The organism is Ensifer oleiphilus, from assembly GCF_013371465.1.
In the GTDB taxonomy this organism is placed as follows: domain Bacteria; phylum Pseudomonadota; class Alphaproteobacteria; order Rhizobiales; family Rhizobiaceae; genus Ensifer; species Ensifer oleiphilus.
In genome coordinates, this window is the sequence record NZ_JABWDU010000002.1 from 1 (window position 1) to 25086 (window position 25086).

General features: G+C 61.2%; 24 protein-coding genes and 1 pseudogene. 11 read left to right on the forward strand and 14 right to left on the reverse strand.

Features of this window, described 5'->3' with window-relative positions; all coding sequences use genetic code 11:
* The 4 genes and pseudogenes from HT585_RS06770 to HT585_RS06785 form a co-directional block, all read left to right on the forward strand.
* The coding region (locus HT585_RS06770; protein WP_176352210.1) for an IS30 family transposase at positions 1–639 on the forward strand (639 nt) is incomplete at its 5' end.
* 175 nt (positions 640–814) lie between these two features.
* A pseudogene (locus tag HT585_RS06775) lies at positions 815–1057 on the forward strand (helix-turn-helix domain-containing protein); the annotation flags it as partial.
* A 417-nt stretch (positions 1058–1474) separates the two neighbouring features.
* Positions 1475–1999, forward strand: a complete 525-nt coding sequence (locus tag HT585_RS06780) for a hypothetical protein (RefSeq protein ID WP_176352211.1) — start codon at positions 1475–1477, stop codon at positions 1997–1999.
* A 224-nt stretch (positions 2000–2223) separates the two neighbouring features.
* Positions 2224–2646, forward strand: a complete 423-nt coding sequence (locus HT585_RS06785) for a DUF4864 domain-containing protein (protein WP_176352212.1) — start codon at positions 2224–2226, stop codon at positions 2644–2646.
* 13 nt (positions 2647–2659) lie between these two features.
* Here HT585_RS06785 and tgt read toward each other — a convergent pair whose 3' ends face one another.
* From tgt to coaD, 5 genes are all read right to left on the reverse strand, one after another.
* Positions 2660–3790: a tRNA guanosine(34) transglycosylase Tgt gene (gene tgt, locus HT585_RS06790; protein ID WP_176352213.1), complete on the reverse strand. Its 1131-nt coding sequence runs from the start codon at positions 3788–3790 to the stop codon at positions 2660–2662.
* Positions 3791–4873: a tRNA preQ1(34) S-adenosylmethionine ribosyltransferase-isomerase QueA gene (queA, locus tag HT585_RS06795; RefSeq protein WP_176352214.1), complete on the reverse strand. Its 1083-nt coding sequence runs from the start codon at positions 4871–4873 to the stop codon at positions 3791–3793.
* A 78-nt stretch (positions 4874–4951) separates the two neighbouring features.
* On the reverse strand, positions 4952–5461 hold the full coding sequence (locus HT585_RS06800; RefSeq protein WP_176352215.1) for a peptidylprolyl isomerase: 510 nt from the start codon (positions 5459–5461) through the stop codon (positions 4952–4954).
* A gap of 22 nt (positions 5462–5483) precedes the next feature.
* The gene (locus HT585_RS06805; protein WP_176352216.1) at positions 5484–6056 is read right to left on the reverse strand and encodes a peptidylprolyl isomerase; all 573 of its coding nucleotides are present in this window, start codon (positions 6054–6056) and stop codon (positions 5484–5486) included.
* Between the two features lie 36 nt (positions 6057–6092).
* The gene (coaD, locus tag HT585_RS06810) at positions 6093–6587 is read right to left on the reverse strand and encodes a pantetheine-phosphate adenylyltransferase (RefSeq protein WP_176352217.1); all 495 of its coding nucleotides are present in this window, start codon (positions 6585–6587) and stop codon (positions 6093–6095) included.
* Positions 6588–6948: 361 nt separating this feature from the next.
* On the opposite strand from coaD, the gene HT585_RS32050 reads away from it, so the two are divergent.
* Positions 6949–7077, forward strand: coding sequence for a hypothetical protein (locus HT585_RS32050; protein ID WP_281410667.1), 129 nt, complete (start codon positions 6949–6951; stop codon positions 7075–7077).
* Between the two features lie 132 nt (positions 7078–7209).
* On the opposite strand, the gene HT585_RS06815 is transcribed toward HT585_RS32050, so the two are convergent.
* The 3 genes from HT585_RS06815 to HT585_RS06825 all read right to left on the reverse strand — a co-directional run bounded on the left by HT585_RS06815 (position 7210) and on the right by HT585_RS06825 (position 11126).
* Positions 7210–8607 (reverse strand): MATE family efflux transporter, encoded by a 1398-nt coding sequence (locus HT585_RS06815; RefSeq protein ID WP_176352218.1) that lies wholly within the window; start codon positions 8605–8607, stop codon positions 7210–7212.
* Positions 8608–8750: 143 nt separating this feature from the next.
* Positions 8751–10049, reverse strand: a complete 1299-nt coding sequence (locus tag HT585_RS06820; RefSeq protein ID WP_176352219.1) for a TCR/Tet family MFS transporter — start codon at positions 10047–10049, stop codon at positions 8751–8753.
* Positions 10050–10217: 168 nt separating this feature from the next.
* A complete protein-coding gene (locus HT585_RS06825) occupies positions 10218–11126 on the reverse strand; it encodes a LysR family transcriptional regulator (protein ID WP_176352220.1) in 909 nt (302 codons plus the stop codon).
* A 116-nt stretch (positions 11127–11242) separates the two neighbouring features.
* Between HT585_RS06825 and HT585_RS06830 the strand changes: the two genes are divergently transcribed.
* Complete coding sequence (locus HT585_RS06830) at positions 11243–12238, forward strand: aldo/keto reductase (RefSeq protein ID WP_176352221.1); 996 nt, start codon at positions 11243–11245, stop codon at positions 12236–12238.
* A 66-nt stretch (positions 12239–12304) separates the two neighbouring features.
* Here the strand turns inward: HT585_RS06830 and ypfJ are convergent, their stop codons facing one another.
* Positions 12305–13252: a KPN_02809 family neutral zinc metallopeptidase gene (ypfJ, locus tag HT585_RS06835; protein WP_176352222.1), complete on the reverse strand. Its 948-nt coding sequence runs from the start codon at positions 13250–13252 to the stop codon at positions 12305–12307.
* Between the two features lie 102 nt (positions 13253–13354).
* Entirely contained in the window at positions 13355–13639 is a 285-nt protein-coding gene (locus tag HT585_RS06840) for a DUF2306 domain-containing protein (protein ID WP_176352223.1), read from the reverse strand.
* Positions 13640–13907: 268 nt separating this feature from the next.
* Here HT585_RS06840 and HT585_RS06845 point away from each other — a divergent pair, with 268 nt between their 5' ends.
* From HT585_RS06845 to HT585_RS06855, 3 genes are all read left to right on the forward strand, one after another.
* A complete protein-coding gene (locus tag HT585_RS06845) occupies positions 13908–14936 on the forward strand; it encodes a zinc-dependent alcohol dehydrogenase family protein (RefSeq protein WP_176353219.1) in 1029 nt (342 codons plus the stop codon).
* Positions 14937–15154: 218 nt separating this feature from the next.
* The gene (carB, locus tag HT585_RS06850; protein ID WP_176352224.1) at positions 15155–18646 is read left to right on the forward strand and encodes a carbamoyl-phosphate synthase large subunit; all 3492 of its coding nucleotides are present in this window, start codon (positions 15155–15157) and stop codon (positions 18644–18646) included.
* A gap of 245 nt (positions 18647–18891) precedes the next feature.
* Complete coding sequence (locus HT585_RS06855) at positions 18892–19212, forward strand: DUF6894 family protein (protein WP_176352225.1); 321 nt, start codon at positions 18892–18894, stop codon at positions 19210–19212.
* On the opposite strand, the gene HT585_RS06860 is transcribed toward HT585_RS06855, so the two are convergent.
* Positions 19213–20697 (reverse strand): MFS transporter, encoded by a 1485-nt coding sequence (locus HT585_RS06860; RefSeq protein ID WP_425513733.1) that lies wholly within the window; start codon positions 20695–20697, stop codon positions 19213–19215. It lies immediately after the preceding gene.
* A 301-nt stretch (positions 20698–20998) separates the two neighbouring features.
* Between HT585_RS06860 and greA the strand changes: the two genes are divergently transcribed.
* Both greA and HT585_RS06870 read left to right on the forward strand, forming a co-directional pair.
* Positions 20999–21475 carry a transcription elongation factor GreA gene (gene greA, locus HT585_RS06865; RefSeq protein ID WP_025427081.1) on the forward strand — a complete coding sequence of 159 codons (477 nt, stop codon included), beginning with the start codon at positions 20999–21001 and terminating at the stop codon, positions 21473–21475.
* Between the two features lie 85 nt (positions 21476–21560).
* On the forward strand, positions 21561–22616 hold the full coding sequence (locus tag HT585_RS06870) for a glycosyltransferase (protein ID WP_176352227.1): 1056 nt from the start codon (positions 21561–21563) through the stop codon (positions 22614–22616).
* Between the two features lie 20 nt (positions 22617–22636).
* Here HT585_RS06870 and HT585_RS06875 read toward each other — a convergent pair whose 3' ends face one another.
* The 3 genes from HT585_RS06875 to HT585_RS06885 all read right to left on the reverse strand — a co-directional run bounded on the left by HT585_RS06875 (position 22637) and on the right by HT585_RS06885 (position 25042).
* The gene (locus HT585_RS06875) at positions 22637–23659 is read right to left on the reverse strand and encodes a glycosyltransferase (RefSeq protein ID WP_176352228.1); all 1023 of its coding nucleotides are present in this window, start codon (positions 23657–23659) and stop codon (positions 22637–22639) included.
* Positions 23660–23666: 7 nt separating this feature from the next.
* The gene (locus tag HT585_RS06880; protein WP_176352229.1) at positions 23667–24488 is read right to left on the reverse strand and encodes a glycosyltransferase family 2 protein; all 822 of its coding nucleotides are present in this window, start codon (positions 24486–24488) and stop codon (positions 23667–23669) included.
* Between the two features lie 83 nt (positions 24489–24571).
* Positions 24572–25042: an Lrp/AsnC family transcriptional regulator gene (locus tag HT585_RS06885; RefSeq protein ID WP_176352230.1), complete on the reverse strand. Its 471-nt coding sequence runs from the start codon at positions 25040–25042 to the stop codon at positions 24572–24574.
* Positions 25043–25086: the final 44 nt, after the last annotated feature.

The following is a 25086-nucleotide window of genomic DNA, read 5'->3' on the forward strand; positions in this document are numbered from 1 at the left end:
TATTCGGCAGACGGCCAAGCGATCAAGCTATGGCGGCATCTGCCGGAACGACGTGCAAGGCGTCGACCGCGGCATGCTAGGCGACGCTATGGCCGCCGTTTCAGCCCGGAACTCAACATCCTCCACCGTCCGGACACCGTCGCCGAGCGCAAGCAGTTCGGTCATTGGGAGTGCGATCTCATTCAGTTTCGCAAGAAGTTCGGCAAGGCCAACGTGACGTCACTGGTTGAGCGCGTCAGCCGCTTTGCCGTCTTCCTGCGCAACAACGACCAGCACTCTCGACCGATCATGGACGGGCTGATCCAGGTGTTGCAAACCCTGCCTCACCTCGCCCGCCGGTCGATTACCTTTGACCGTGGCACGGAATTCACCGAATGGCCCTATCTGCAGGCTGGCATTGGAACGCAGACATGGTTCTGCGACCCACAGTCGCCTTGGCAGAAGGGCACGGTCGAGAACACAAATCGTCGTGTTCGCAAATGGCTTTCGAGAGACGTTGATCCGCTTTCGATCACCGACGGTGAACTGAAGGACATTTGCGATCGGCTCAACTCGACACCGCGGAAGTGCTTAGGCTACCGAACGCCCGCGGAAGTCTTCCGCAAGAAACTGCTCGCGCAAATGCGACGTGTCGGTTAGCGTTGCACGCAAAAGTCGCAGTTCGCCATGAACTCACAAGGCATTTTAGAAATGCGACATATAAGCCAGTTAGTGATGCGACAGTCTCGCCTCTCGACGCACTGGTCAAAGCCAACGTTGGGAGCAAGGATGACGATCTTCAGCCTGGTCGAGACCATGAGCGGTCGGAGTCGTGATGTCCTGTTTGATCACCATGTCGCAGAAAGAGTTGCATCGCCTCGAAGTCATCCAGAAGATCCGTGACGAGCGCCTGAGCGTTGTTCACGCTGCCGAACTGCTCGACCTCAGTCGAAGTCAGGTCCACAGGCTGCTGCAGGCCTATGACCAGGATGGTCCGGCCGGTCTTGTTTCGAAGAAGCGATCCCGGCCGAGCAATCGGCGCCACAGCGAGGAGTTCCGTAATGCAGCGCTGGATCTGAAATGCTGGCCGTCATCATGCACTGTGCGCGTGAGCTACGAACGAAACCTTGCGATGGTCGTCTATCGATCCGCCATTTGACGGAAGTCCTGCAGCTTGCCGGGACGAAGCAGTGGTCGTCCGGCGAGCTTTTGGAAGCAGGACGACTACAAAACCTGAAACGCCTCGGAGTTTGGGGACGCCGCTTGGTTTAAGCCATGTAGCCAAGACTTATGTGCCCAGTACAGCGTACCCCCTCGCCCCAACGCTCAGACTTGCATCTCCTACGCCTTGAGATCAAAATCCGAACGCCGATGTTGCTGACTCCACACAAGCGACCTCAAGTTTCCTATGGCAGTACTCTCGGCGCAAATAGCCCTTTTGGTAGTGACGAGTGAACTCATTCATTTGGAAAGACAATTGGGAGGAGTATTTCGAATGGCAATTTCGCGAAAGCAAGAGGAGCGCCTGCTCACTGAGGACGAGTGGCATCTGGTGCGCCAATCACACCATCCCGCGGTACAAGGCGTTTCCGACGAAGACCTGCTGAAACTCGTGAAGCAAGTGCGCGAGAGACGCGACAGATCACAAGCCGAAGCTCATCGCCAACGACGTGAGATCCGAGGGAAGTCCGCCCCCAAAGGCGCGGAACCCACCCGAAAGGATATCGGTACAAGGGCCAAGCTCGAAATACTGGCCATGAGCATGCGCCGGCTAAACGGAGAGCATGCAAGGCGTCGTAAAATGCTCGGAAAGGCCCAATTGGTCTCCAACATGCGTGCGGCGCTTGCGGCCAAGCAGGCATCCGAGACAGAACGGGACGAAACGTACAATTCGCGTCGTGCGCTGGAAGGAATGCAATCCATAGAAAGTTCGAGGCGCAAAAGCCTCATGCGGCCCATGGAACGAGGACGGGCGAGAAAGGCCGGTGCGGTCGCCCAGGCGAAGCGAGATGCGCGGTAACATCATTGCCTTAACGTGTTATCGCGGCTTAATTGCGAATATCACTAAGTTATGATGTTTAAAGACGTTTGTATAAATGCACGGACTAACACGTTGAATGGGCGTGATTTTTGACCATTGTCATGAAATGCAAATGCATTTGGCGACCGTTCGCCCCATTTCCAGAGCACACAAACGTCTTATGCTTTCTAAGGTTGGAATAAAACGTCTGGCGGAGATCTGTGATGATCAGGACATTTGCCATTGCCCTTGGTGTCGCAGCGCAACTGACAGGTGCGAGCTTATGTAGGGCGGACGAACCTGTTGATACGGCGCGCTCGATCATCCAGGACCAGATTGCGGCCTTTCTCAATGACGACGCGGAGGCCGCCTACTCCTTCGCCTCGCCGGCCATTCGCGGAAAATTTCCCGACAAGACAGTGTTCTTCGACATGGTCAGGCGCGGCTACCAGCCGGTCTATCGGCCGGGCAATTTTGCATTTGGCCGCTCCAAGGTGACGGGCGACCAGGTCATTCAGGAGGTGCTGATCTCGGCACCAGATGGCAAGGACTGGACGGCGGTCTACCAGCTGATGAAGCAGCCCGACGGGAGCTACAAGATCAATGGCGTGATGATGCTTCAGGCGGCGCCAGGGCCGGAGATCTGAACTGTTCCGGGCCTCAAAGAGGCGCCAGGTCCCCTCGCCGCCAGGTTTCCTGGGTCTCGGCCATGAAGTCGGCAAAGCGGCCTTCTTCGATCGCCAGGCGAATGCCCGCCATGAGTTCCTGGTAATAGGCCAGATTGTTCCAGCTGAGCAGCATGCCACCGAGCGATTCGTTCGAGCGGATCAGGTGATGCAGATAGGCGCGCGAATAGTCGCGCGTCGCCGGGCAAGACGATTGCTCGTCCAGCGGCCTCATGTCCTCGGCGTGGCGTGCGTTGCGCAGGTTGATGCGACCATGGCGGGTAAATGCCAGTCCGTGGCGTCCGGAGCGGGTGGGCATGACGCAGTCGAACATATCGATGCCATGGGCAACCGATCTCAGGATATCGTCCGGCGTGCCGACGCCCATCAGATAGCGCGGCTTTTCCACTGGTAGCGCGGGGCATGTGATGTCGAGCATTCTCAGCATCACCTCCTGCGGTTCGCCGACGGCAAGTCCGCCGACGGCATAACCCTTGAGGTCAAGCCCCTTCAGAGCTTCTGCCGAGCGTACGCGCAATTCAGGAATGTCACCGCCCTGAACGATGCCGAACATCGCCTTGCCCGGCTGATCGCTGAAGGCGACCTTGCAGCGTTCGGCCCAGCGCAGAGACATTTCCATCGCGCGCTCGATTTCCTTGGGCTCGGCCGGTAATGCCACGCACTCGTCCAGCTGCATCTGGATATCGCTGTCGAGCAACCCCTGGATCTCGATCGACCGTTCCGGCGACATGTGGAAGAGTGCGCCATCGACATGGCTCTTGAAGGTGACGCCCTGCTCATCGAGCTTGCGCAGGCCGGCAAGCGACATCACCTGGAAACCGCCGCTGTCGGTGAGGATCGGGCCCTTCCAACGGATGAGATTGTGCAAGCCGCCAAGTCGCGCCACGCGTTCGGCGCCTGGGCGCAGCATCAAATGGTAGGTGTTGCCGAGGATGATGTCGGCGCCGAGATCCTTGACCTGGTCGAGATACATCGCCTTGACCGTGCCGACGGTGCCGACAGGCATGAAGGCCGGCGTGCGGATCGTGCCGCGCGGCATCGAAACCTCGCCACGGCGCGCCTTGCCGTCGGTTGCGTGCAGCTTGAACTGGAAGGTTTCGGTCATCTAGTCTTTCCGGAAAAGCAGGCTGGAATCGCCATAGGAATAGAAGCGGTAGCCGGTCTCGATCGCGTATGCATAGGCTGCGCGCATCGTCTCCAGGCCGCAGAAGGCCGAAACCAGCATGAACAGTGTCGATTTCGGCAGGTGGAAATTGGTCATCAGCATGTCGACGGCGCGGAAGCGGTAGCCGGGCGTGATAAAGATGCCGGTCGGCCCGGACCAGGGTTGGATTGCGCCATGTTCGTCGGCGGCACTTTCGATCAGCCGCAGCGACGTGGTGCCGACGCAGACAATCCGGCCGCCCCTCGCCTTGACGGCATTGAGGCGCGCGGCAGTTTCAGCGTCGACATGGCCGATCTCCTGATGCATCACGTGGTCATCGGTATCGTCGGCCTTGACGGGCAGGAATGTCCCAGCTCCCACATGCAGGGTCACGAAATGGCGCTCGATGCCGAGTTCGTTCAGCTTGGAAAACAGCCGTTCTGTGAAATGCAGACCGGCTGTCGGCGCAGCAACGGCGCCCTCCTCGCGGGCATAGACCGTCTGGTAGTCGGTGCGGTCCTGCGCATCCTCGGCGCGTTTCGAGGCGATGTAAGGCGGCAGCGGAATATGCCCCGTAGCCATGATCGCTTCGTCGAGCAGCGGCCCTGAGAGATCGAAGCGCAGCGTCACTTCGCCGGCGTCGCCCTTTTCCTCGACGGTCGCGTCGAGTGTGCCGAGCATGCAGTTGTTGCCGCCATGGCCAAAGGCGACGCGGTCTCCAACCTTGAGGCGACGCGCCGGCCGGGCAAACGCCTTCCAGCGATCGGGAGCGACGCGCATGTGCAGGGTCAGAGAAACCGGCGTGGTGATCTCTTCGCCGCGGCGGCGAATGCCTTCGAGTTGCGCCGGAATGACCTTCGTGTCGTTGAACACCAAGGCGTCGCCGGGGCGCAGGAACGACGGCAGGTCAAGCACGCCGTGATCGGTCAGCAGTTCGGATGCGTTCGGGTCGACGACGAGCATGCGGGCGCTGTCGCGCGGGCTTACGGGCCGCAACGCAATCGAGGTTTCCGGAAGGTCGAAGTCGAACAGGTCTACGCGCATGATCGTTTCTGAAAAAAAAGCAAAACCCGCCCCGGGGCCATCAGGCGCGACCGGGGCGGGTTTGTGCATTAGCGCAAATCAGGCGTCGGCGGCAACCCGCAGCGACACGATGGTATCGGGATCACGCACCGGCTCGCCGCGCTTGATCTTGTCGATGTTGTCCATGCCTTCGATGACCTGGCCCCAGACCGAGTACTGCTTGTTCAGCCACGGAGCGTCGGTGAAGCAGATGAAGAACTGCGAATTGGCCGAGTTCGGCGCCTGGCTGCGAGCCATCGAGCACGTGCCGCGGATGTGGCTGACGTTCGAGAATTCAGCGTTCAGGTCCGGCTTGGACGAACCGCCCATGCCGGCGCGCGACGGGTTGAAGTGTTCGCCGCCGGTCTTGCCATACTGGACGTCGCCGGTCTGTGCCATGAAGTCCTCGATCACGCGGTGAAACACCACGCCGTCATAGGCGCCTTCGCGTGCCAGTTCCTTGATTCGGGCGACATGACCCGGAGCCACATTCGGCAGAAGCTCGATGACGACCTTGCCCTTGGTGGTCTCCATGATGATCGTGTTTTCCGGATCTTTGATCTCGGCCATGGGTTTTCTCCTTCTGTTGACTTTACTTGCCGACCTTGACGCTGATCATGCGGTCGGGATCGGTGACGGAGCCGTTATTGGCGTCGTCGCCGAGTTTGATTTTGTCGACGTTCTCCATGCCGGAGACGACCTTGCCGACGACCGTGTACTGGCCGTTGAGGAAGTCGCCCGGGGCAAACATTATGAAAAACTGCGAGTTGGCGCTGTTGGGATCCTGCGAACGCGCCATGCCGACCGTGCCGCGCTCGAACGGGACGTCCGAGAACTCCGCCGGCAGGTCCGGCTTGGAGGAGCCGCCCGTGCCAGCAGCCTGGGGCTGGAAGCCGTCTTCCATGTCGCCGTACTGGACGTCGCCGGTCTGGGCCATGAAGCCCTTGATGACGCGGTGGAAGGCGACGTTGTTGTATTCGCCGGCCGTTGCCAGCGCCTTGATCTGCTCGACATGCTTCGGAGCGATATCAGGGCGAAGCTCGACGACGACAGGACCGTCCTTCAACGTGATGGTAAGGAAGTTGTCAGCCGACTGCGCAAATGCGGTTCCCGCAAAGGAAGCAAGCGTGAGGGCACCGGCGAAAGCGAGGTGGAGGATTTTCATGGTTTCTCCCTGAGTGGTGAATGGAGTGTGGCGGCTCTAGGCCTTGCGTTTGGCCTGCAGCGCGGCGTGGACCGCCTTGGGCACGAAGGCGCTGACGTCACCGCCCATGGCCGCGATCTGGCGGACCAATGTGGCCGTAATGGGCCGCGATGCGGTGCCCGCCGGCAGAAACAGGGTCTGAACATCAGGCGCCATTTGCCGATTCATGCCTGCCATCTGCATCTCGTAGTCGAGGTCCGTGCCGTCACGCAGACCACGCACAAGCAGCTTTGCGCCGCTCTGCCGCGCGGCGTCGACCACGAGGTTGTCGAAGGAGACGACATCGATGTCGGCGGCGCGCTCGGGCACAAATTCGAGCAGCGACTCGCGAATAAGGTCCGCGCGCTGGTCGAACGAAAAGAGCGGCGCCTTGCCCGGATGGATGCCGATCGCCACGATAACTTTGCGCGCCACGTTCAGCGCCTGAACAAGTACGTCGAGATGCCCGTTCGTCATCGGATCGAAAGAGCCGGGGTAGAATGCCGTCGTCATCGCACCTGTTTCCGTTTGGTGAAGCCTTTTGTCATGGACGGCGACGGATCGCAAGAGTTGTGCAGGACAGCAACCCTGTTCCCTGGGAAACAGCGGCGCCAAAGAAATGAATGCTAGATGAATGCCATGTTCAAGAGCGTTTCACATCGCAGACTGTAGTGTGAAGCAAGAAAGAACGGAACCTTTTTGAAGATACTGCCGTTTACGACCTGAAAGGATGACGGCTATGGGACTTGCTCTGTTTTCGATGACGATGTTTTTCGCAATGATCTTTGCGACCATACATGCACTCCGGGACGAATCCCGTGAGCAGCGCGACCGTTCAGGCAACCGTAAGATCTTCGGCTAAAGGTAAAATGTTATGGCGACAGTCTTCATGACCGCCGCGGCGGTAATCAGTTTCGTCTTCCTCGTCGATTTTGCCCGCACGATACGCGACCTCCAGCGCGATCGAATGGGCTCCAACGAGACCGGCGGGTTCAACGTTTAGTAAAATACAGAAACTTTCCTCCAGAAGTTTCAAAATAAGCGCCCGCCATTCTTCCCCTGAAGCGGTCGCTTTCTAAAGCCGGACGGCATCCCCTGCCCGTCCGGCTTTTCTTTGTGCGGAAGCTGACGCTGCCTAGTCCGCCGACACCTTGTGCGCTCGGATCATGCGGAAGAACCTCCAGTTCAGGAACAGCGCTGCAGCGGCAAGGCCAAGTACGAATCCGAACCAGACGCCTGTTCCGCCGAAATTGAGCGGAAACGCGAAGGCCCAGGCGCAAACGAACCCGATCGGCCAATAGGAAATCATCGCCAGGACCATCGGCACTTTCGTGTCCTTGAGACCGCGAAGCATGCCGGCGGCAATCGCCTGCAGTCCGTCAACCAGCTGGAATGCGCCGGCAATCACGATGAGCGGAGCGGCAAAGGCAAGCACCTGGGCTGCATCCGGCCTGCTGGTGTCCAGATAAAGTGCTGCGAGTTGGCTCGGGAAGAGTGCGAAGATCGCGCTGCCGACGGTCGCGAAGACGGATCCAAGCACCAGTGCCGAAATTGCTGCGCGCCGGACGCCGAGCATGTCGCCGCGGCCGTAGGAGAGGCCGACGCGCACGGTTGCCGCCTGGGCAATTCCGAGCGGGATCATGAAGGCGAGCGATGCGAACTGCAGCGCGATGCCATGGGCCGCAAGCTCGATCGTGCCGATCGTTCCCATCAGCAGCGAGGCGACGGTGAACAGGCTGACTTCGGCAAGAATGGTCAGTGAGATCGGGATGCCGAGATAGACAACTTCCCTGAATGCCGGCCAGTCCGGGCGCCAGAAGCGCACGAACAGCTCATACTGGTTCAGTTCCGGTTTGCTCTTGATATACGCGACCGTCAGCACCGTGCCGAGGACCGCTACGCCAAGGGCGGCGACGGCTGCACCGAAGATGCCCAGTTGCGGGAAGCCGAAGTGGCCGTAGATCAGCACGTAGCAAAGTGCTGCGTTGAGGACGAGCGTTGCCAGGGTGACATAGAGAATGATCCCTGCCCGCTCCAGGCCGCTCAGGAACGCGCGCAGCACCATGAAGATCAGACCCGGGAAGATCGCCCATTGTGCAATGTGCAGATACTCGGCGGCAAGGGCTGCGACCTCCGGCTGCTGGCCGGCAAGCAGCAGGATCGGTTCGGCAAGCCAGAGTACCGGCGCCGTCAGGACGCCGTAACAGAGCACCACCCAGAGCCCCATGCGCACGGAGCGGCGGACCGAAACCTTGTCGCCCCTGCCCTGCGCCTGCGCGGCCATCGGCACCACGGCGTTGGCAAAGCCGCTGCCGAAGATGTAGACGGTGAAGTACATCTGCGTTGCCAGGATGATCGCCGCGAGCTGCGTCGCGCCAAGTTTGCCCACCATCAAGACGTCGGTCGTGTTGATCGCAAGTTGTGCCAGCTGCGCGCCGATGAAGGGCACGCCGAGATAGAGGCTTGCCCGATAATGGGTGCGCCATGAATTGTCGGTCTGCACCGGGGGCGGGCTCGCATTGGCGGTCTGCATGACGGATTCCTGGATGTCGACGCGGCCGAAACGCCGCAGGTCAGAACGGAGGGAAGGATGACGGAAATAGAACACGGCCGTCAAAAGAACCAGTGACAAAGCTTCGGCTGCTCAATTTTTCATCGAAGGATCAAGAAAATTGATCAATTTCGGTGCATGGCGCCGTGGTCGGCATAGCGCTCTTCGATCGACGGTTCGACAGGCTCAATAGCTTCTGCCGCAACCGCGAGCCGCTTCGGTACCTTGAACCAGAAGACAAGAAGCGCGCCCACCACGAAACAACTGGCAAGTGCATAGGGTGCGCCGGCGAAAGAGACGGTGGCGGTGGGCGCTGTAAAGTAGGCGAAGATCTGGGTGAAGATCAGCGGGCCGATGATCGTCGTGATGCTCCCGATGCTGGTGAGCGCGCCCTGCAACTCGCCTTGTGCCGACGGAGGCACATGACCTGCGGCGATGCTACGCAGAGGCGGATCGGCGAGGCTTTCGAGGGCGGTGGCGATAATCACGGCATAGATCATCCATCCCTGCCATGCGGCGGCATAGCCGGCGGCACCGAGTGCCGTGAAAGTCAGGCCAAGGACGGCCGTCCTCCATTCGCCGAGCCGTGGCACCACGCGCGGCAGCACGATCGCCATCACCAGGGCGCCACCGATGCCGAAGATGCCGAGCGACAGACCGATTTCGCCTTCGCTCCAACCGTACCTGTAGGACGAGACGAACGACCAGACGGACGGATAGACTGCATGTGCCATCCAGAACAGGAAGAAGACCAGCCCGACCCAGCCGATGCCGGGATAGTTGCGCATCTGCCTGAGCGCACCGAGCGGATTGGCCCGCTGCCATTCGAAGCGGCGACGGTTCGCCCTGTCCAGCGTTTCCGGCAGCAGGAAAACGCCCAGCACGAAGTTGATGAAGGAAAGTGCCGCGGCGCCATAGAACGGCACGCGCGGTCCCAATTCGCCCAACAGCCCGCCAATGACTGGCCCCAATGCAAAGCCGGACCCGAACGCGATTCCGATCAAGCCGAAATTCTTGGCGCGGTTTCCATCATGGCTGATGTCGGCAATGTAGGCTGAGGCGGTGCCGAAGCTGGCGCCGCTGATACCGGCGAGAACGCGGCCGACAAACAACATCCAGTAGCTGGTCGCAAGGGCGCAGATCAGATTGTCGATGGCGAAGGTGAGCACCGAGGCAAGCAGGATCGGCCGGCGCCCGAAACGGTCGCTGAGATTGCCGATGAAGGGCGCAAAGAGGAACTGCATCGCAGCGTAGACCAGCAAAAGCCAGCCGCCGTCGATCGCCGCGTCGCTGACATTTGCGCCGGTCAGTTCCTCCAGATAGGTGGGCAGCACCGGCACTATGATCGCGATGCCGATGATGTCGAGAAACAGGATGAGGAAGACGAGGAGCAGGCCGCGTCGCACGAACTTCTCGTCGAGCATCAAACTTTCCTCGCGCTATCCGTCGCCAGCGCGGAGACAGAACGTGAACGACGTTACCAATTTAGGTGTAACGCATGATTTCAATCGAAACAATACGTGAACATCTCAAAGTTTTTTATGAGAACGATCGGGTTCGTTGATCCATTGCCCCCTGTGGAACGCGTCGCGTCAGGGCAACCGTGACCGTTGCTCTGCCTTGAGAAAGTCGACGAAGGCTCGAAGTGGCGCCGGCATGTGACGACGGCTGGCGTAATAGAGAAACGGACCTGAAAAGGTCGTCACCCATGGATCGAGGATCGTCACCAGCCGACCGGATGTTAGATGCGGCGCCAGGAATTCCTCGAAGGTCCTGATAATGCCGAGCCCTTCGATCGCGGCCGCAATTTCAAGGTCGACGGCGTTCGCGGTGACAATGGCAGGCGGCGTGATCGTGATTGCTGCCTCGCCGTCGCCGAATTCCCAGCCGAGGCCGACACCGCTCGCAAAGCGGTGTCGGATGCAGGCATGCTCCAGCAGATCGTGCGGATGGTGAGGCACTCCGTGTCGCGCAAGATACGCCGGCGACGCTGCCGTGACGTAGCGTTGCTGTCGCGGTCCGATCGGGATGGCGATCATGTCGCGCTCGACCCGTTCCTCGTAGCGGATGCCGGCATCGAAGCCGGCTGCCAGAACGTCGACGAACCCGTCCTCTGCCGTCACCTCAAGCGAAACGGCTGGGTTTGCCCTCAGGAAGCGCCCGACGATCGAAGGCAGGATTTCGCATGCGACGACTGAAGGCACGTTCAGCTTCAGCGTGCCGGCCGGGCTGTCGCGCAGTTCATTCACCTGATCGAGCGCGCCGGCGATTTCGCCGAGTGCCGGCTGCAAGCGTTCGAGCAGCCGCATGCCTGCCTCGGTTGGTGTTACACTGCGGGTCGTGCGGTTGAGCAGACGCACGTCCAGTTTGGCTTCGAGCCGCCGCAGCGCTTCGCTGAGCGACGAAGCGGAAACGCCCCGCTTCTTGGCGGCCGCGCGAAAGCTTCGCTCGCGTGCGACGGCGCTGAAGGCATCGAGGTCAGCCAGCGGAAGATCATTCATTGTGCAAAATACCGGACAGCTTGTTCGCAGTGTCCAGGATTATCGCACGATTGTCTCGGGCGTAACAATGGGGGAAGAAAAAGGACGCACGGTGCGCCCCTCGAAGGAGAATGAGTATGGATCAGGTTTCACTCGGAAAGGCCGGCCCAACGGTTTCCAAGATTGGCCTTGGCTGTATGGGAATGTCCGGCATGTATGGCCCTTCTGACCGGACGGAAAGCATCGCCACCTTTCATGCGGCGCTCGATGCCGGAATGACGCTCATCGATACCGGCGACTTTTACGGCATGGGCCACAATGAGATGTTGATCGGTGAAGCGCTCAAGGGGCAGGACCGAGATCGGGTTACCCTCAGCGTGAAGTTTGGTGCGCTGCGAGACGCCGCAGGCAGCTGGCTAGGCTACGATTGCCGACCGAAGGCGGTTCGCAACTTCCTCGCCTACACCCTGCAGCGGCTCGGTGTCGACCATATCGACATCTACCGCCCTGCCCGCCTCGATCCGGACGTGCCGATCGAAGAAACGGTGGGAGCAATCGCCGACTTGGTAAAGGCCGGCTACGTCCGGCATATCGGGCTCTCCGAATTGGGATCGGAGACCATTCGAAGGGCCGCAGCCGTGCATCCCATTTCAGATCTGCAGATTGAATATTCGCTGATCTCGCGCGGCATCGAGGATGATATCCTGCCCACATGCCGGGCGCTCGGTATCGGCATCACTGCCTACGGCGTGCTGTCGCGTGGCCTGATCAGCGGCCATTGGCAGAAGGGCGCCGCCGAGCGCGGTGATTTTCGCGCCGCCAGCCCGCGCTTTCAGGAAGGCAATGTGGACAGAAACCTGGCCCTCGTCGACGCCCTCAAGCGCGTGTCGGATGCCAAAGGCGCCTCTGTCGCGCAGATTGCCATCGCCTGGGTTGCGGCGCAAGGCGAGGATATCGTGCCGTTGATCGGTGCCCGCCGGCGCGACCGATTGGCCGAAGCGCTTGGCTCTCAGTCTGTTCGGTTGACGCCGGAGGATCTGGTGGCCATCGAACGGGCGGTGCCGAGGGATGCGGCCTCAGGCGCGCGGTATCCCGAGGCGCAGCTTGCCCATATGGACAGTGAGCGCCATTAGCGTGCAAAACGAAAGGGGCCGGCAATCTTTGCTGGCCCCTTCGGTTCTTGCCCTCGCAGTCTGAGATCAGACCTGACCGGAAAAGGTGTCGCAGGCAGACATCTTGCCGCTGTCGAAGCCACGCTTGAACCAACGCATGCGCTGCTCCGACGTGCCGTGGTTGAAGCTTTCCGGGACGACATAGCCCTGCATGCGCTTCTGCAGCGTGTCGTCGCCGATCTGAGTGGCAGCGTTCAGCGCCTCTTCCAGATCGCCCTGCTCCAACAAGCCTTTCTGCTGGGTGTATTTGCCCCAGACGCCAGCGAAGCAATCGGCCTGCAGCTCGACGCGAACCGACATCTGGTTGGCTTCGGTCTCGCTCATCGACTGGCGCATCTGATTGAACTTCGGCAGCACGCCGATGAGGTTCTGCACGTGGTGGCCGACTTCATGGGCAACGACATAGGCCTGCGCAAAGTCGCCGGATGCGCCGAACTTCTGTTCAAGCTCGTCGAAGAAGCCCATGTCGAGATAGACCTTGCGGTCGCCAGGGCAGTAGAACGGCCCGGATGCGGCAGAAGCGAAGCCGCAAGCCGAGCGTACGGAGCCGCTGAACAGCACCATCTTCGGCTCCTGATATTGTTCGCCGCTGGCCTGGAAGATGCCGTTCCAGGTGTCCTCGGTTTCGGCCAGCACCGTCGACATGAAGGCTTTCATCTCTTCTTCCTGCGCCGATCCGCGCGGTGCCGGCGAGCCGTCGCTCTGCTCGAAGCCCGGTTGGGCCACCGGACCGCCACCGCCGCCCAGCACTTGCAGCATATCAATGCCCATCGCCTTCAGGATGAAGTAGAGCACGACGAGAAAGATGATGGTGCCGAAGCTCATGCCGCCGCCGGCGCCACGCATGCCTCCGCCCCCGCCGGGCATGCGGAAGCCGCCACCGCGGCCGAATGGATTACCGCCCAGACCGCCGCCGGGGCTTGCCCCGCGCTGGTCTTCAACGTTCCCGGATTGGCGGCGGCCTTTCCATTCCATGATCTGTCCTCCCGGCATGGGTCGATACGCAATATCGGTCAGATCATTTATATGTCGGGCCGAATGCAGTTGTAAAACGCAATCGGGCCCGCAAGGTTGCGATCATGCCAATCTTTTCGAGGACTTGCGCAGACCGAAAAGGCGGCCCTGTCGGATCGCCAGGCCGGTTGCGGCGACCAGCAACGTAGCCAACACCGCTGCAGTAGCTCCTGCCTGCCAGTTCGAAAGCCCGGAAAACAGGCTTGCATGCATCAGCCGTCCGGGCAGCATCGCGAAGGGGCCGGCAACGACGATGCCGCCGAGATACATGCCGGCCACATGGCGGTGATGCGCAGCGATGTCGTGCCGCCGGGCAGCCGCAATCGCTTGCCAGCTTCCAAACAGCACATAGATCGACAGCAGGTGAATTGGACTGAAACCGCCAACCAGTTTGATTTCATGGGTGGCGGACGCGCACGTCGCGCGGCTTGTGCGTGCGTGACAACGGCCGTCTGACGATCCAGCTTGGGGATGGAAACGAGGCGCCGGTCAATCGAACCTATGCTGCGGCCGTGCGGCAACGCCGGGGTTGACCGCAATCACCGCAGGGTCCTTGACCGTGTCCCGCTTTGGCGATCCTATTCGCCCCACGGAAACCGGTGAATGAGGCATGGTCATGAAGGCGCTGCGGCTTGAGGCGATCGGCGATCTTTTCGTGCGTGAGGTGGACATTCCGTCCCCCGGTCCCGGCGACCTTCTGGTTCGTGTCGAGGCTTGCGGCATCTGCGGCACGGACCGGCACCTCCTGCACGGCGAGTTTCCGTCGACACCGCCCGTCACGCTCGGCCATGAGTTCTGCGGTATCGTTGAAGCCATCGGCGATCATGTCAGCGATATCGCGATCGGTGCCCGCATCACCGGCGATCCGAACATTTCGTGTGGACGCTGCTCGCAATGCCGCGCCGGCCGGGTCAACCTTTGCCACGCGCTCAGGGCAATCGGCATCCACCGCGATGGCGGCTTTGCCGACTATGTCACCGTTCCGCGAAAACAGGCGCATGAAATCCCGCTCAGCCTCGATCCGGTGCATGGCGCTTTCTGCGAACCCCTCGCCTGCTGCCTGCATGGCATCGATCTCTCCGGCATCCGTACCGGATCGTCTGTCGTCGTTCTCGGCGGCGGTGTGATCGGCCTTCTGACCGTCCAGCTCGCGCGGTTGGCGGGTGCGACGACCGTGATTCTCTCGACGCGGCAGGCGGCCAAGCGCAGGCTCGCCGAGGAGGTTGGAGCAACGGCAACCGTCGATCCCTCCGCGAGCGACATCGTCGAAGCCATTGCCGGTCCGGCAGGCCTTGTGCCCGGCGGCGTCGATGTGGTGATCGAATGCGCGGGTGTCGCCGAGACAGTGCAGCAATCGACGCGGCTCGCCAAATCGGGCGGCACCGTCGTCATTCTCGGCGTCATGCCGCGGGGAGAGACGGTCGAAATCGAACCGTTCGACATTCTCTTCAGGGAATTGCGCGTGCTTGGATCCTTCATCAATCCGTTCGTTCATCGCCGTGCTGCTGACCTCGTCGCCTCGGGCGTAATCGAGATCGACAAACTGATCTCGCGGCGCGTCTCGCTCGATGAGGCGGCCAGCGTCATTGCGCATCCGCCTGCTGCCGGAGAGGTCAAGGTTCTGGTGGTGCCGAACCGGGCTTGACGCTTTCGATGCGCCTTTCGGGCGGCCATCCAATCCCTTGCGAAAGCGCATGCCGAAATATGTCGGCTTTCCTGTCGATTCCGGAATTTTCGGGGTTTCGCTTGCGGATACATTTGCCTATAAGCCGCTTCTAGCCTGAAAAGACCATCAATGCGTGCCCGGCCGGTGACCTCCCACCTTGGCCGGTTTTTCGCGCAGCTAGAAACGGATGACCGACCATGCCGAAGCGCCAAGATATCAAATCGATCCTCATCATCGGCGCGGGGCCGATCGTCATCGGTCAGGCATGCGAATTCGACTATTCCGGGACCCAGGCCTGCAAGGCGCTGAAGGAGGAAGGCTACCGCGTCATCCTCGTCAACTCCAACCCGGCAACGATCATGACCGACCCGGGCCTGGCGGACGCGACCTACGTCGAGCCGATCACCCCTGAAGTCGTCGCCAAGATCATCGCCAAGGAGCGCCCGGACGCGCTGCTGCCGACCATGGGCGGCCAGACCGCGCTCAACACGGCGCTGTCGTTGCGCCGCATGGGCGTTCTCGACCGCTACAATGTCGAGATGATCGGCGCCAAGCCGGATGCGATCGACAAGGCAGAAGACCGCGCGCTCTTCCGCGAAGCGATGGCGAAGATCGGCCTGGAGACGCCGAAGTCGCGTCTGGCCAACGCCACCGACATCAAGGATCACGACCGCAAGGTGCATGAAGCGGAGCGTGCCGAACTGAAGAGCCGCCTTTCCGGCCCCGATCTCGACAAGGCGCTCGACGAACTGGAAAACCAGTGGAACCTCGGCGAAGGCGACCGCAAGCAGCGCTACATGAACCATGCCGTGGCAATCGCCGCGCAGGCGCTCGACGATGTCGGCCTGCCGGCGATCATCCGCCCGTCGTTTACGCTCGGCGGCACCGGCGGCGGCATTGCCTATAACCGCACGGAATTCTTCGACATCGTCGGCAGCGGCCTCGACGCCTCGCCGACCACCGAAGTGCTGATCGAAGAATCGGTTCTCGGCTGGAAGGAATACGAGATGGAGGTCGTCCGCGACACCGCGGACAACTGCATCATCATCTGCTCGATCGAAAACATCGACCCGATGGGCGTGCACACCGGCGATTCGATCACCGTTGCTCCGGCGCTGACGCTGACGGACAAGGAATACCAGATCATGCGCAACGCCTCGATCGCGGTTCTGCGCGAGATCGGCGTTGAAACAGGCGGATCGAACGTACAGTTCGCCGTCAACCCGAAGGACGGCCGTCTCGTCGTCATCGAAATGAACCCGCGCGTTTCGCGCTCCTCGGCGCTCGCCTCAAAGGCGACCGGCTTCCCGATCGCCAAGATCGCGGCCAAGCTTGCGATCGGTTACACGCTCGACGAGCTCGAAAACGACATCACCGGCGGCGCGACGCCGGCATCGTTCGAGCCGTCGATCGACTACGTCGTCACCAAGATCCCGCGGTTTGCCTTCGAGAAATTCCCGGGCGCATCGCCGGTGCTGACCACGGCGATGAAGTCGGTCGGCGAAGTCATGGCGATCGGCCGCACCTTCGCCGAATCGCTGCAGAAGGCGCTGCGTGGCCTGGAGACCGGCCTGACCGGTCTCGACGAAATCGAAATTCCCGACATGGACGAGAACGGCGACGGCCGCAACGCCATCCGCGCTGCCATCGGCACACCAACGCCGGACCGCCTGCGCATGGTTGCCCAGGCGCTGCGTCTCGGCATGAGCGAAGCCGAAGTTCATGAGGCGAGCAAGATCGATCCGTGGTTCATCGCCCAGTTCAAGGCGATCGTCGACATGGAAGCGCGCATCCGCGAGCACGGTCTGCCGCAGGACGCCGAGAACCTGCGCATGCTGAAGGCGATGGGCTTCTCCGACGCCCGGCTCGCGACACTCGGCGGTAAGCGCCCGAAGGAAGTCGCGGAACTGCGCAACGCGCTCAATGTCCGCCCGGTCTACAAGCGCATCGACACCTGCGCGGCCGAGTTCGCCTCGCCGACCGCCTACATGTACTCGACCTACGAGACGCCCTTCGTGGGCGCGGCCCGATCCGAAGCCGATGTCTCCGACCGCAAGAAGGTCGTCATCCTCGGCGGCGGCCCGAACCGGATCGGTCAGGGCATCGAGTTTGATTATTGCTGCTGCCACGCGGCCTTCGCCCTGAAGGACGCCGGTTATGAAGCGATCATGATCAACTGCAACCCCGAGACCGTGTCGACCGACTACGACACCTCGGATCGTCTCTACTTCGAGTCGCTCACGGCCGAAGACGTGATCGAGATCATGCGCGCCGAACAGGAAAAGGGCGAGCTTGTCGGCGTCATCGTGCAGTTCGGCGGTCAGACGCCGCTGAAGCTGGCCGAAGCGCTGGAAAAGAACGGCATCCCGATCCTCGGTACCGCACCCGACATGATCGATCTGGCCGAGGACCGCGATCGCTTCCAGAAGCTGCTGATGAAGCTCGACCTCAACCAACCGAACAACGGTATCGCCTACTCGGTCGAACAAGCGCGCCTCGTTGCCGCCGAAATCGGCTTCCCGCTGGTAGTGCGTCCGTCCTACGTTCTCGGCGGCCGGGCGATGCAGATCATCCATTCGGAAAGCATGCTGCAGACCTACCTGCTCGATACGGTTCCAGGCCTGGTTCCCGAAGACATCAAGCAGCGATACCCGAACGACAAGACCGGCCAGATCAACACGCTGCTCGGCAAGAACCCGCTTTTGTTCGATAGCTACCTGACCAACGCCACCGAAGTGGACGTCGACTGCCTCTGCGACGGCAAGGACGTGTTCGTCTCCGGCATCATGGAGCACATCGAGGAAGCCGGCATTCACTCCGGCGACAGCGCTTGCTCGCTGCCGGTTCACACGCTCGACTCCGCGATGGTCGACGAACTGGAGCGCCAGACCACGGCGCTGGCCAAGGCGCTCAATGTCGGCGGTCTGATGAACGTGCAGTTCGCGATCAAGGACGGCACGATCTACGTCCTCGAAGTCAACCCGCGCGCCTCGCGCACCGTGCCCTTCGTTGCCAAGACCATCGGCGCCCCGATCGCCAAGATCGCCGCCCGCATCATGGCCGGCGAAGCGCTGGATGTGGCGATTGCCGCCTATGGCGAAAAGCCCGACCCGCGCAACCTGAAGCACATTGCGGTCAAGGAAGCCGTGTTCCCGTTCGCCCGCTTCCCCGGCGTCGATACGCTGCTCGGCCCGGAAATGCGCTCGACCGGCGAAGTCATCGGCCTTGATACCGACTACGCGCTGGCGTTCGCCAAGTCGCAGCTCGGCGCCGGCGTCGATCTGCCGCGCGACGGAACGGTCTTCGTTTCGGTCCGCGACGAGGACAAGACCCGCGTTCTGCCGGCGATCCGCATCCTCGTCGACATCGGCTTCAAGGTGATGGCGACCGGTGGGACCGCCCGTTTCCTCGGTGAAAACGGCATCGCAGCGATCAAGGTCAACAAGGTCCAGGAAGGCCGTCCGCACGTCGAGGACGCAATCCGCAACCGCCAGGTCCAGCTCGTCATCAATACGACCGATGGCAACAAGGCGATCTCCGACTCCAAGTCGCTTCGCCGTGCAACGCTGATGCAGAAGGTGCCCTACTACACCACCATGGCCGGCGCAGAGGCGGCGGCACGCGCCATCAAGGCACTCAAGGCCGGCAACCTCGAGGTTCGCCCGCTCCAGAGCTACTTCAAGGCCTGATCGAACAACGACTGCGCGCATGTCTGTATGCGCGCAGTTCTGGCCTTCTGCCTATGGGCCGGTGCAGTCCCCACGAATCCGGCACCGCGCTTATGAGCAGCTGCTCCAGTCGAAGTCGCACCGAGTGCGCAACCTCGCCGTCATGGTTGTGAACGCCAAGTGAATGCCGGGTTCAGCCTGCATTCGGCCAGCGGATGGTTAGATGCCCACATGCGCTCCCAAGCCGGAAACATCCGGCACTGCGCATGGGATGGGGCAACATCGTGCAGGTGTATTTCTTTGATTTGTATTGGGGCGACGAGCGTTTTGTCGACGAGGATGGCATCAGCCACTTCGACGAGGGCTCCGCGTTGTATTACGGCCAGCGAATTGCCGACAAGATCGGCCGTGACGCCGATTACGGATCTCTGAAGGTTCATGTGCGCTCTGACAACGGCGAGTTGCTGGCGGTGATCGCGCCTTCCGATGGCCGTGGCCGCGAACAGGACGCTCTAATCGGCCGCCACAGGGCGGGCGTGTTCCGCCGCCCCGTAGAAGCCGTCATCGCCCTGTGCACAGCCTGGTGATCAGTCAACGGCCACGGGACGTTGTGTCCGCGCCTTTGAGCGCGTTGACCTTCGACTGCGCGCAAGCCGGACAGTCCTGATGCCGAATAACAGCGATCCGATCGAAATCACGCAAGCGATGACGAAGACCGCCAGCAGCGCGTCACGCATGACCGCCACCCGTGCACCTTCATCGAAGCCGCGCAGGTTGGCCGTCAGTCCAAAGACGGCCGCACCGATTGCATAACCGGCCGATTGCAGCGTCGGCAGCAGCGCCGATGTCTTGTCTCTTTCTGCCGCTGGCGAAACATCCATCAGCAATTGGCTGAGGGTGCCCCAGCAGACGCCGAAACCGGCACCAATGGCAATCTGCCCTGCAAAGACCAGCCGAGGTTCACCTGTTGCGATCGCCACCGTTAGTCCGATGAGACCGAGGCAAAGAAGGAGGGGGCCCGCCGAGATCAGCCGCACACGCGCTTCATGCGAGCGAAGGCTAGCAACCAGGATCGCTGTCAAGCTCCACGACATCGCCATCAACGCGCTGGAGAAACCGGCTGCCGTTGGGCTGAAGTCCCACAGGTGCTGCAGGCCGTAGACAAGGTAGACGGAACCGGAGGCCTGCGCCAACGGCATCAGCAGGATGATCCAGAGGCCGGTGCCGAGCGGACGTCCGATCGCAAAGGCCCCAAGCGGCAGGATCGAATGTTCGGAGCGACGATCGAGATGAACAGTGTTGATGAGGATAGCGATCGCCACGACCAGCAGGGCCGCCATGGCAAATCCGTTCTGAAGCATGTTCGAAACCGAGATCAGCAATATGCCGAGCCCGAACGCCATAAGCCGAAGAAGAGGGATAGATTGTGAGCTGCGCACCGAAGCCGATTGCCTCGGCACGATGGCGACGACAAGCGCGATGAAGATGGCGGCAGCGGGAATATTGACGAAGAACGCCGCGCGCCACGACCAATGTTCGGTAAGAAATCCTGAAATGAGCGGGCCGCTGAACGCCGCACTTGCCCAGACGATCGCTTCGGCGCCGAAGACTTTCGGGACGAGCCTCGGCGGAAAGAGTTCAGGGATCAACGCATAGCAGATGGCGGCGATGACGCCCTCGCCCAACCCCTGAAACAACCGTCCGACCAGGACCTGCGGCATGCTCGTTGCCAGCGTCGCAACCACCGTGCCAGTGACAAAGACAAGTGCTGCCGCGATCAGCGTGTTGCGGGCGCCGAACCGCGCCTTGAGGTTTGCCGCCAATGCACCGCCGATGATTGCAAAGACAAGATAGAGCGTGAACGCCCAGGAGAGTAACGCCGCGCCGCCAAATTCCTCGACCGCCGTCGGGAGGGCTGTGGAGATGAAGAACTCGTTGAAGGCGAACAGCGCGACACCAAGGCAAAGCGTCACGGTCGCCGCCAGATGGTTGGGTTGCAACAACTCGCCCCAACGCCCTTCTTCCTCCTGGGGCGGGGCTGATTTTTCGGTGATGCGACCGTCTTTTGTCATGCTCATTGCTGTCATTTCCGTCTGTTCGTCATTCGGGAAACGAAACTGTTACGACCTCAATCGCGGTTGAGGTAAAGCCGATTCTTTCACGATATGGATTTTCCACCGGCGCCTACAGGTTGCGTACTGTCCCAAGCGGACGGTGGATCATGGCGAAAAATCTGGCATTGGCAGTTTCCTTTCTGCTATAAGAACGGTTCGGATATTTCGGACGGTTCCGGCGCTTGCGTGCCGGAGACCGTTTTCTTTTGCGTTGGCGCCGCCCCCAAGCGGCGCCTCGTTCTTGATGAAGGACATTGAAATGGTCGACAAAGTGCCGATGACACAGGGTGGATTCGTCAACCTGCAGGAGGAGCTGCGCTGGCGCCAGCAGGAAGAGCGGCCACGAATCATCGAGGCCATCGCCGAAGCCCGCGCCCATGGCGACCTGTCGGAAAATGCCGAATACCATGCGGCCAAGGAAGCGCAGAGCCACAACGAGGGTCGCGTCGGCGAACTCGAGGATCTGATCGCGCGTGCCGAGGTCATCGACCTCTCGAAGATGTCCGGCTCGAAGATCAAGTTCGGCGCCAAGGTGAAGCTTGTCGACGAGGATACCGAGGAAGAAAAGACCTACCAGATCGTTGGCGATCAGGAAGCTGACGTGAAGGCAGGACGCATCTCGATTTCGTCGCCGATCGCCCGCGCGCTGATCGGCAAGGAAGTCGGTGATTCCATCGAAGTGAACGCCCCAGGCGGTTCGAAGGCATATGAAATCCTCGCGGTAAACTGGGGCTGATGGCCCCTTGGGGCGACGGTTCCGCTTCGCCCCAATCCGCTTCTTTCATGACATTGTTTGTCGCATGCCCAAGGAGAGCGCTTCCGTGGCCGATATCCGGGACGTCGAGGTCATCGCTCCCAATTTCAAGCGGCGCCTCTCGGGCGTTACCTCGACCATCATCCAACTGATTCCGATCCAGCGCGCGCTGGGTCAGAAGATTGCGGTGCTTGGCCCGGGCCTTCCCGAGAGCCTGCCGTCGATCCGGTTTCTCGATCTCCTGCATCTTTGGAAGGCGCCTTTTGGCCGGCGTTGTCGTGTCTGGCACGCGCGCCGCAATGTGGAGATGTTGCCGGCGATCATCCTGCGCGATCTCTTGCGCATGAAGTTGAAGATCGCCTTCACCTCGGCATCGCAACGCCGCCACACGGGCTGGAGCAAATTCCTGATCGGTCGGATGGACGCGGTGATCGCGACCAGTGGCAAGACCGCCGCCTATCTCGAAGTGCCTAACGACGTCATCCTCCACGGCATCGATACCAAGCGGTTCCACCCTGCCGTCGATCCGGCGCAAGCAAAAGCGGCCCTTGGCGTCGACCCGGCGCAAAAGTTCGTCGGCTGCTTCGGACGCGTCCGTCGGCAGAAGGGCACGGATCTTTTCGTTGACAGCATGATTGCACTCCTACCCTGCCGCCCTGGTTGGAGCGCGATCGTTGCCGGCCGCGCCACTGGGCCGCACGTGGCGTTTGAAAACGAGCTCAAGGAACGCGTCGCGAAGGCAGGACTTGCCGAACGTATCCTGTTCGTCGGTGAGCACACCAACATTCCGGACTGGTACCGGGCGCTTGATCTTTTCGTTGCGCCGCAACGCTGGGAGGGTTTCGGCCTGACGCCGCTTGAGGCCATGGCAACGGGCGTTCCCGTCGTCGCCGCGGATGTCGGCGCATTTTCTGAACTGGTCGCGACCGGCACCACGCAAACCGGCACGATCGTGCCGGCCGACAACCTTCAGGCCATGGTCGAGGCGACGGCCGCCTTCATGGATGACGACCGGCGACGCATTGCGGCGGGCGCGAATGGCCTTGCGCGCACCGCCTCCTCGTTTGCGATCGAAGGTGAAGCCGGCGCCATCAACCGGGTGTATGAGCGGCTGATGCGCTGACCGCCTGAGCGTTCAGGCGGCTATTTCCTTGAGGCGAACAGCTTCATGTACGCGTCGGTGATTGCTTGCTTCGAGAACTGATTCATCAGGGTTTCGTGGCCGCGTTCTGCCAGGCGCAAGCCGAGTTGACGGTCGTTTGCTATGCGCTCGATGGCGCGGCCGAAACCCTCGGCATCGCCGATATCGACCATCAGGCCGTTCTCACCGTCACGCATGAACCATTGCGGACCTTCAGAGCGGCTGGAAACCACCGGCGTCCCTTGCGCCCAGGCTTCGAGAACGACGTTGCCGAGCGGCTCATGGCTCGACGCCATCACGAAGATATCTGCGGCGGCCAGGAACGGACGCACGTCTTTCTGCCATCCGGCGAAGCGAACACGGTTTGTCACACCGAGGTCCGCGGCAAGCTTTTCCAGGTTTTCGCGCTGCTCGCCATCGCCGATCAGCCAGAGGTGCACATCCGGCACCTTTGCGATCGCCTCGATCAACGTATGGAAACCTTTGCGCGGAACGAATCGACCCATCGACATCACCACCGGCACATTGTCCGGCGTGTCCAGCGTCGCTCGGTCGACGGCGGCGACACGTTCGGTGTTGGTGAAGTTGGAGATCACCTCGACATCGCGCTTCCAGCCGATGTTGCGGACGTGTTCGGCGATACCCGGCGTGTTGCAGACGAGGCAGTCGGTGTTGCGGAAATAGTCGAGACGGAGCGGATAGTCGCCGAGCCGCGAGATCTTGATGCATCCCTTGTAGTTCGGCATCAGCCGGCTCGCGCGTGGCATCCACGCGAACAATGCGTCCGGCTTCTCGCGCCGCGCCATGCTGCTGACCTTCATCGGCAGCAGGATGCGGTCGAGCGAGAGGTTGCGGAAATTGCTTTCCACAATTCGGGTCGCGCCTTCGATGTCCTTGCGCCAGAGCCGTCCCGGACGAATGACGGCCGTCTGCTCGACACCGCGCTCAGCCAGGGAGTTGACGAGGTGGACGAAGAAGCGTTCCGCGCCTCCATCCTTGCCGAAGTGGTAGTGCATGACTTTCATGGGAACCTCACGGCTTGCGGCGCTGCCGATCCATGTCGTCATGGTTCGGATGGCGCTTCAGCGCGTGCCTCTGATAGATCTTGGCGGCGGTCAGGAATGCATAGACGGCCCCGGTCATGGCTTCGATGAAGCCGGGGAAGCCGCAGCGCCAAAGCCCGTTGCGGAAATAGAGACGATAGAAATAGAGCGGCGGGCTCGCCAGCATTTTGTAAGGCCGCGGCGGCTTTCCGGCGGCGAATTGCTGATCGGCCTTCAGCGTCGAATATTTGTTTTCTTTCAGAATCTGCTCGTCGATGACAAGCGGGCGATAGTGAAGCAGGCTGCCCTTGCGTGCGACGCCCACCTGGCCGTCGGGCACGATACCCTCGTGCACTTTCTGATTGAGGTCGTAACGTCCCCTGCCCTTGCGGATCAGGCGCAGATTGCGGCGCTCGTGCACCCGTTCCGGCGTGTATCCGTAGCCGATCAGATACGGGCGGCGCGCCACACGCCAGCCGACGGTTTCGGCATTGGCATCGAGAAGCGAGGGCAGAAGCGCCTTCAGCGATTCATCCAGACGCTCGTCGGAATCGATGTTGAAGCACCATGGCTGCGTGCATTGGTCTAGCGCGAACTGCTTCTGGCCCGCATAACCTCGCCATGGCTCGTGCATGAAGCGGATCGGCCAGCCCTTGTCGACGAAGGATTGCACGAGGGCGGCGGTACCATCCGTCGATCCCGAATCGACGATGACGATCTCGGCACACTGTTCGAGGCTCTCGATGCAATTGCCGAGATAGGCCTCTTCATTCTGGCAGATGACGAAGGCTGAAAGCGGAAGTTTGCTCATGGATGACGCCACTCAACTCCGGTCGTGTCTGCGTTCTCCAAGGGAGCCTCGCTGCCGTTGCGGATCCTCAAGTCGTCTGGATCCTAGATCTGGACCAGCCCGATATCCTTGACCTGACGAATGGTCAACATCGTGCGCACCGTATCGACCCGCTCGTTGGCCGTCAAAACTTCAATGACGAAATCCTGGAACGCCGTCAGGTTCTCCGCAACGCAGTGAAGCAGAAAGTCACTTTCCCCCGAGACGGTCCATGCCTGGCGCACGATCTGCCATTCGGCGGTTGCCGCGGCGAACGCCTTGAGATCCGCCTCGGACTGCCGCTTGAGGCCGACCATGCAGAACGCGACGAGATCGAAGCCGAGGGCTGGCGCATTCAGAAGCGCGTAATAACCCTTGATGACGCCGGTTTCCTCAAGCTTGCGCACCCGTCTGAGACAGGGCGGCGCTGAAATGCCGACGCGTTGCGCGAGGTCCACATTGGTCATCCTGCCGTCACGCTGGAGCTCGCGAAGGATCTTGAGATCGATTGCGTCGAGCTCGACTTGTTTCGTCATGAAGGTTCGTCCTTTTCACACGGCGACTTTTGCGCACAGGCTAA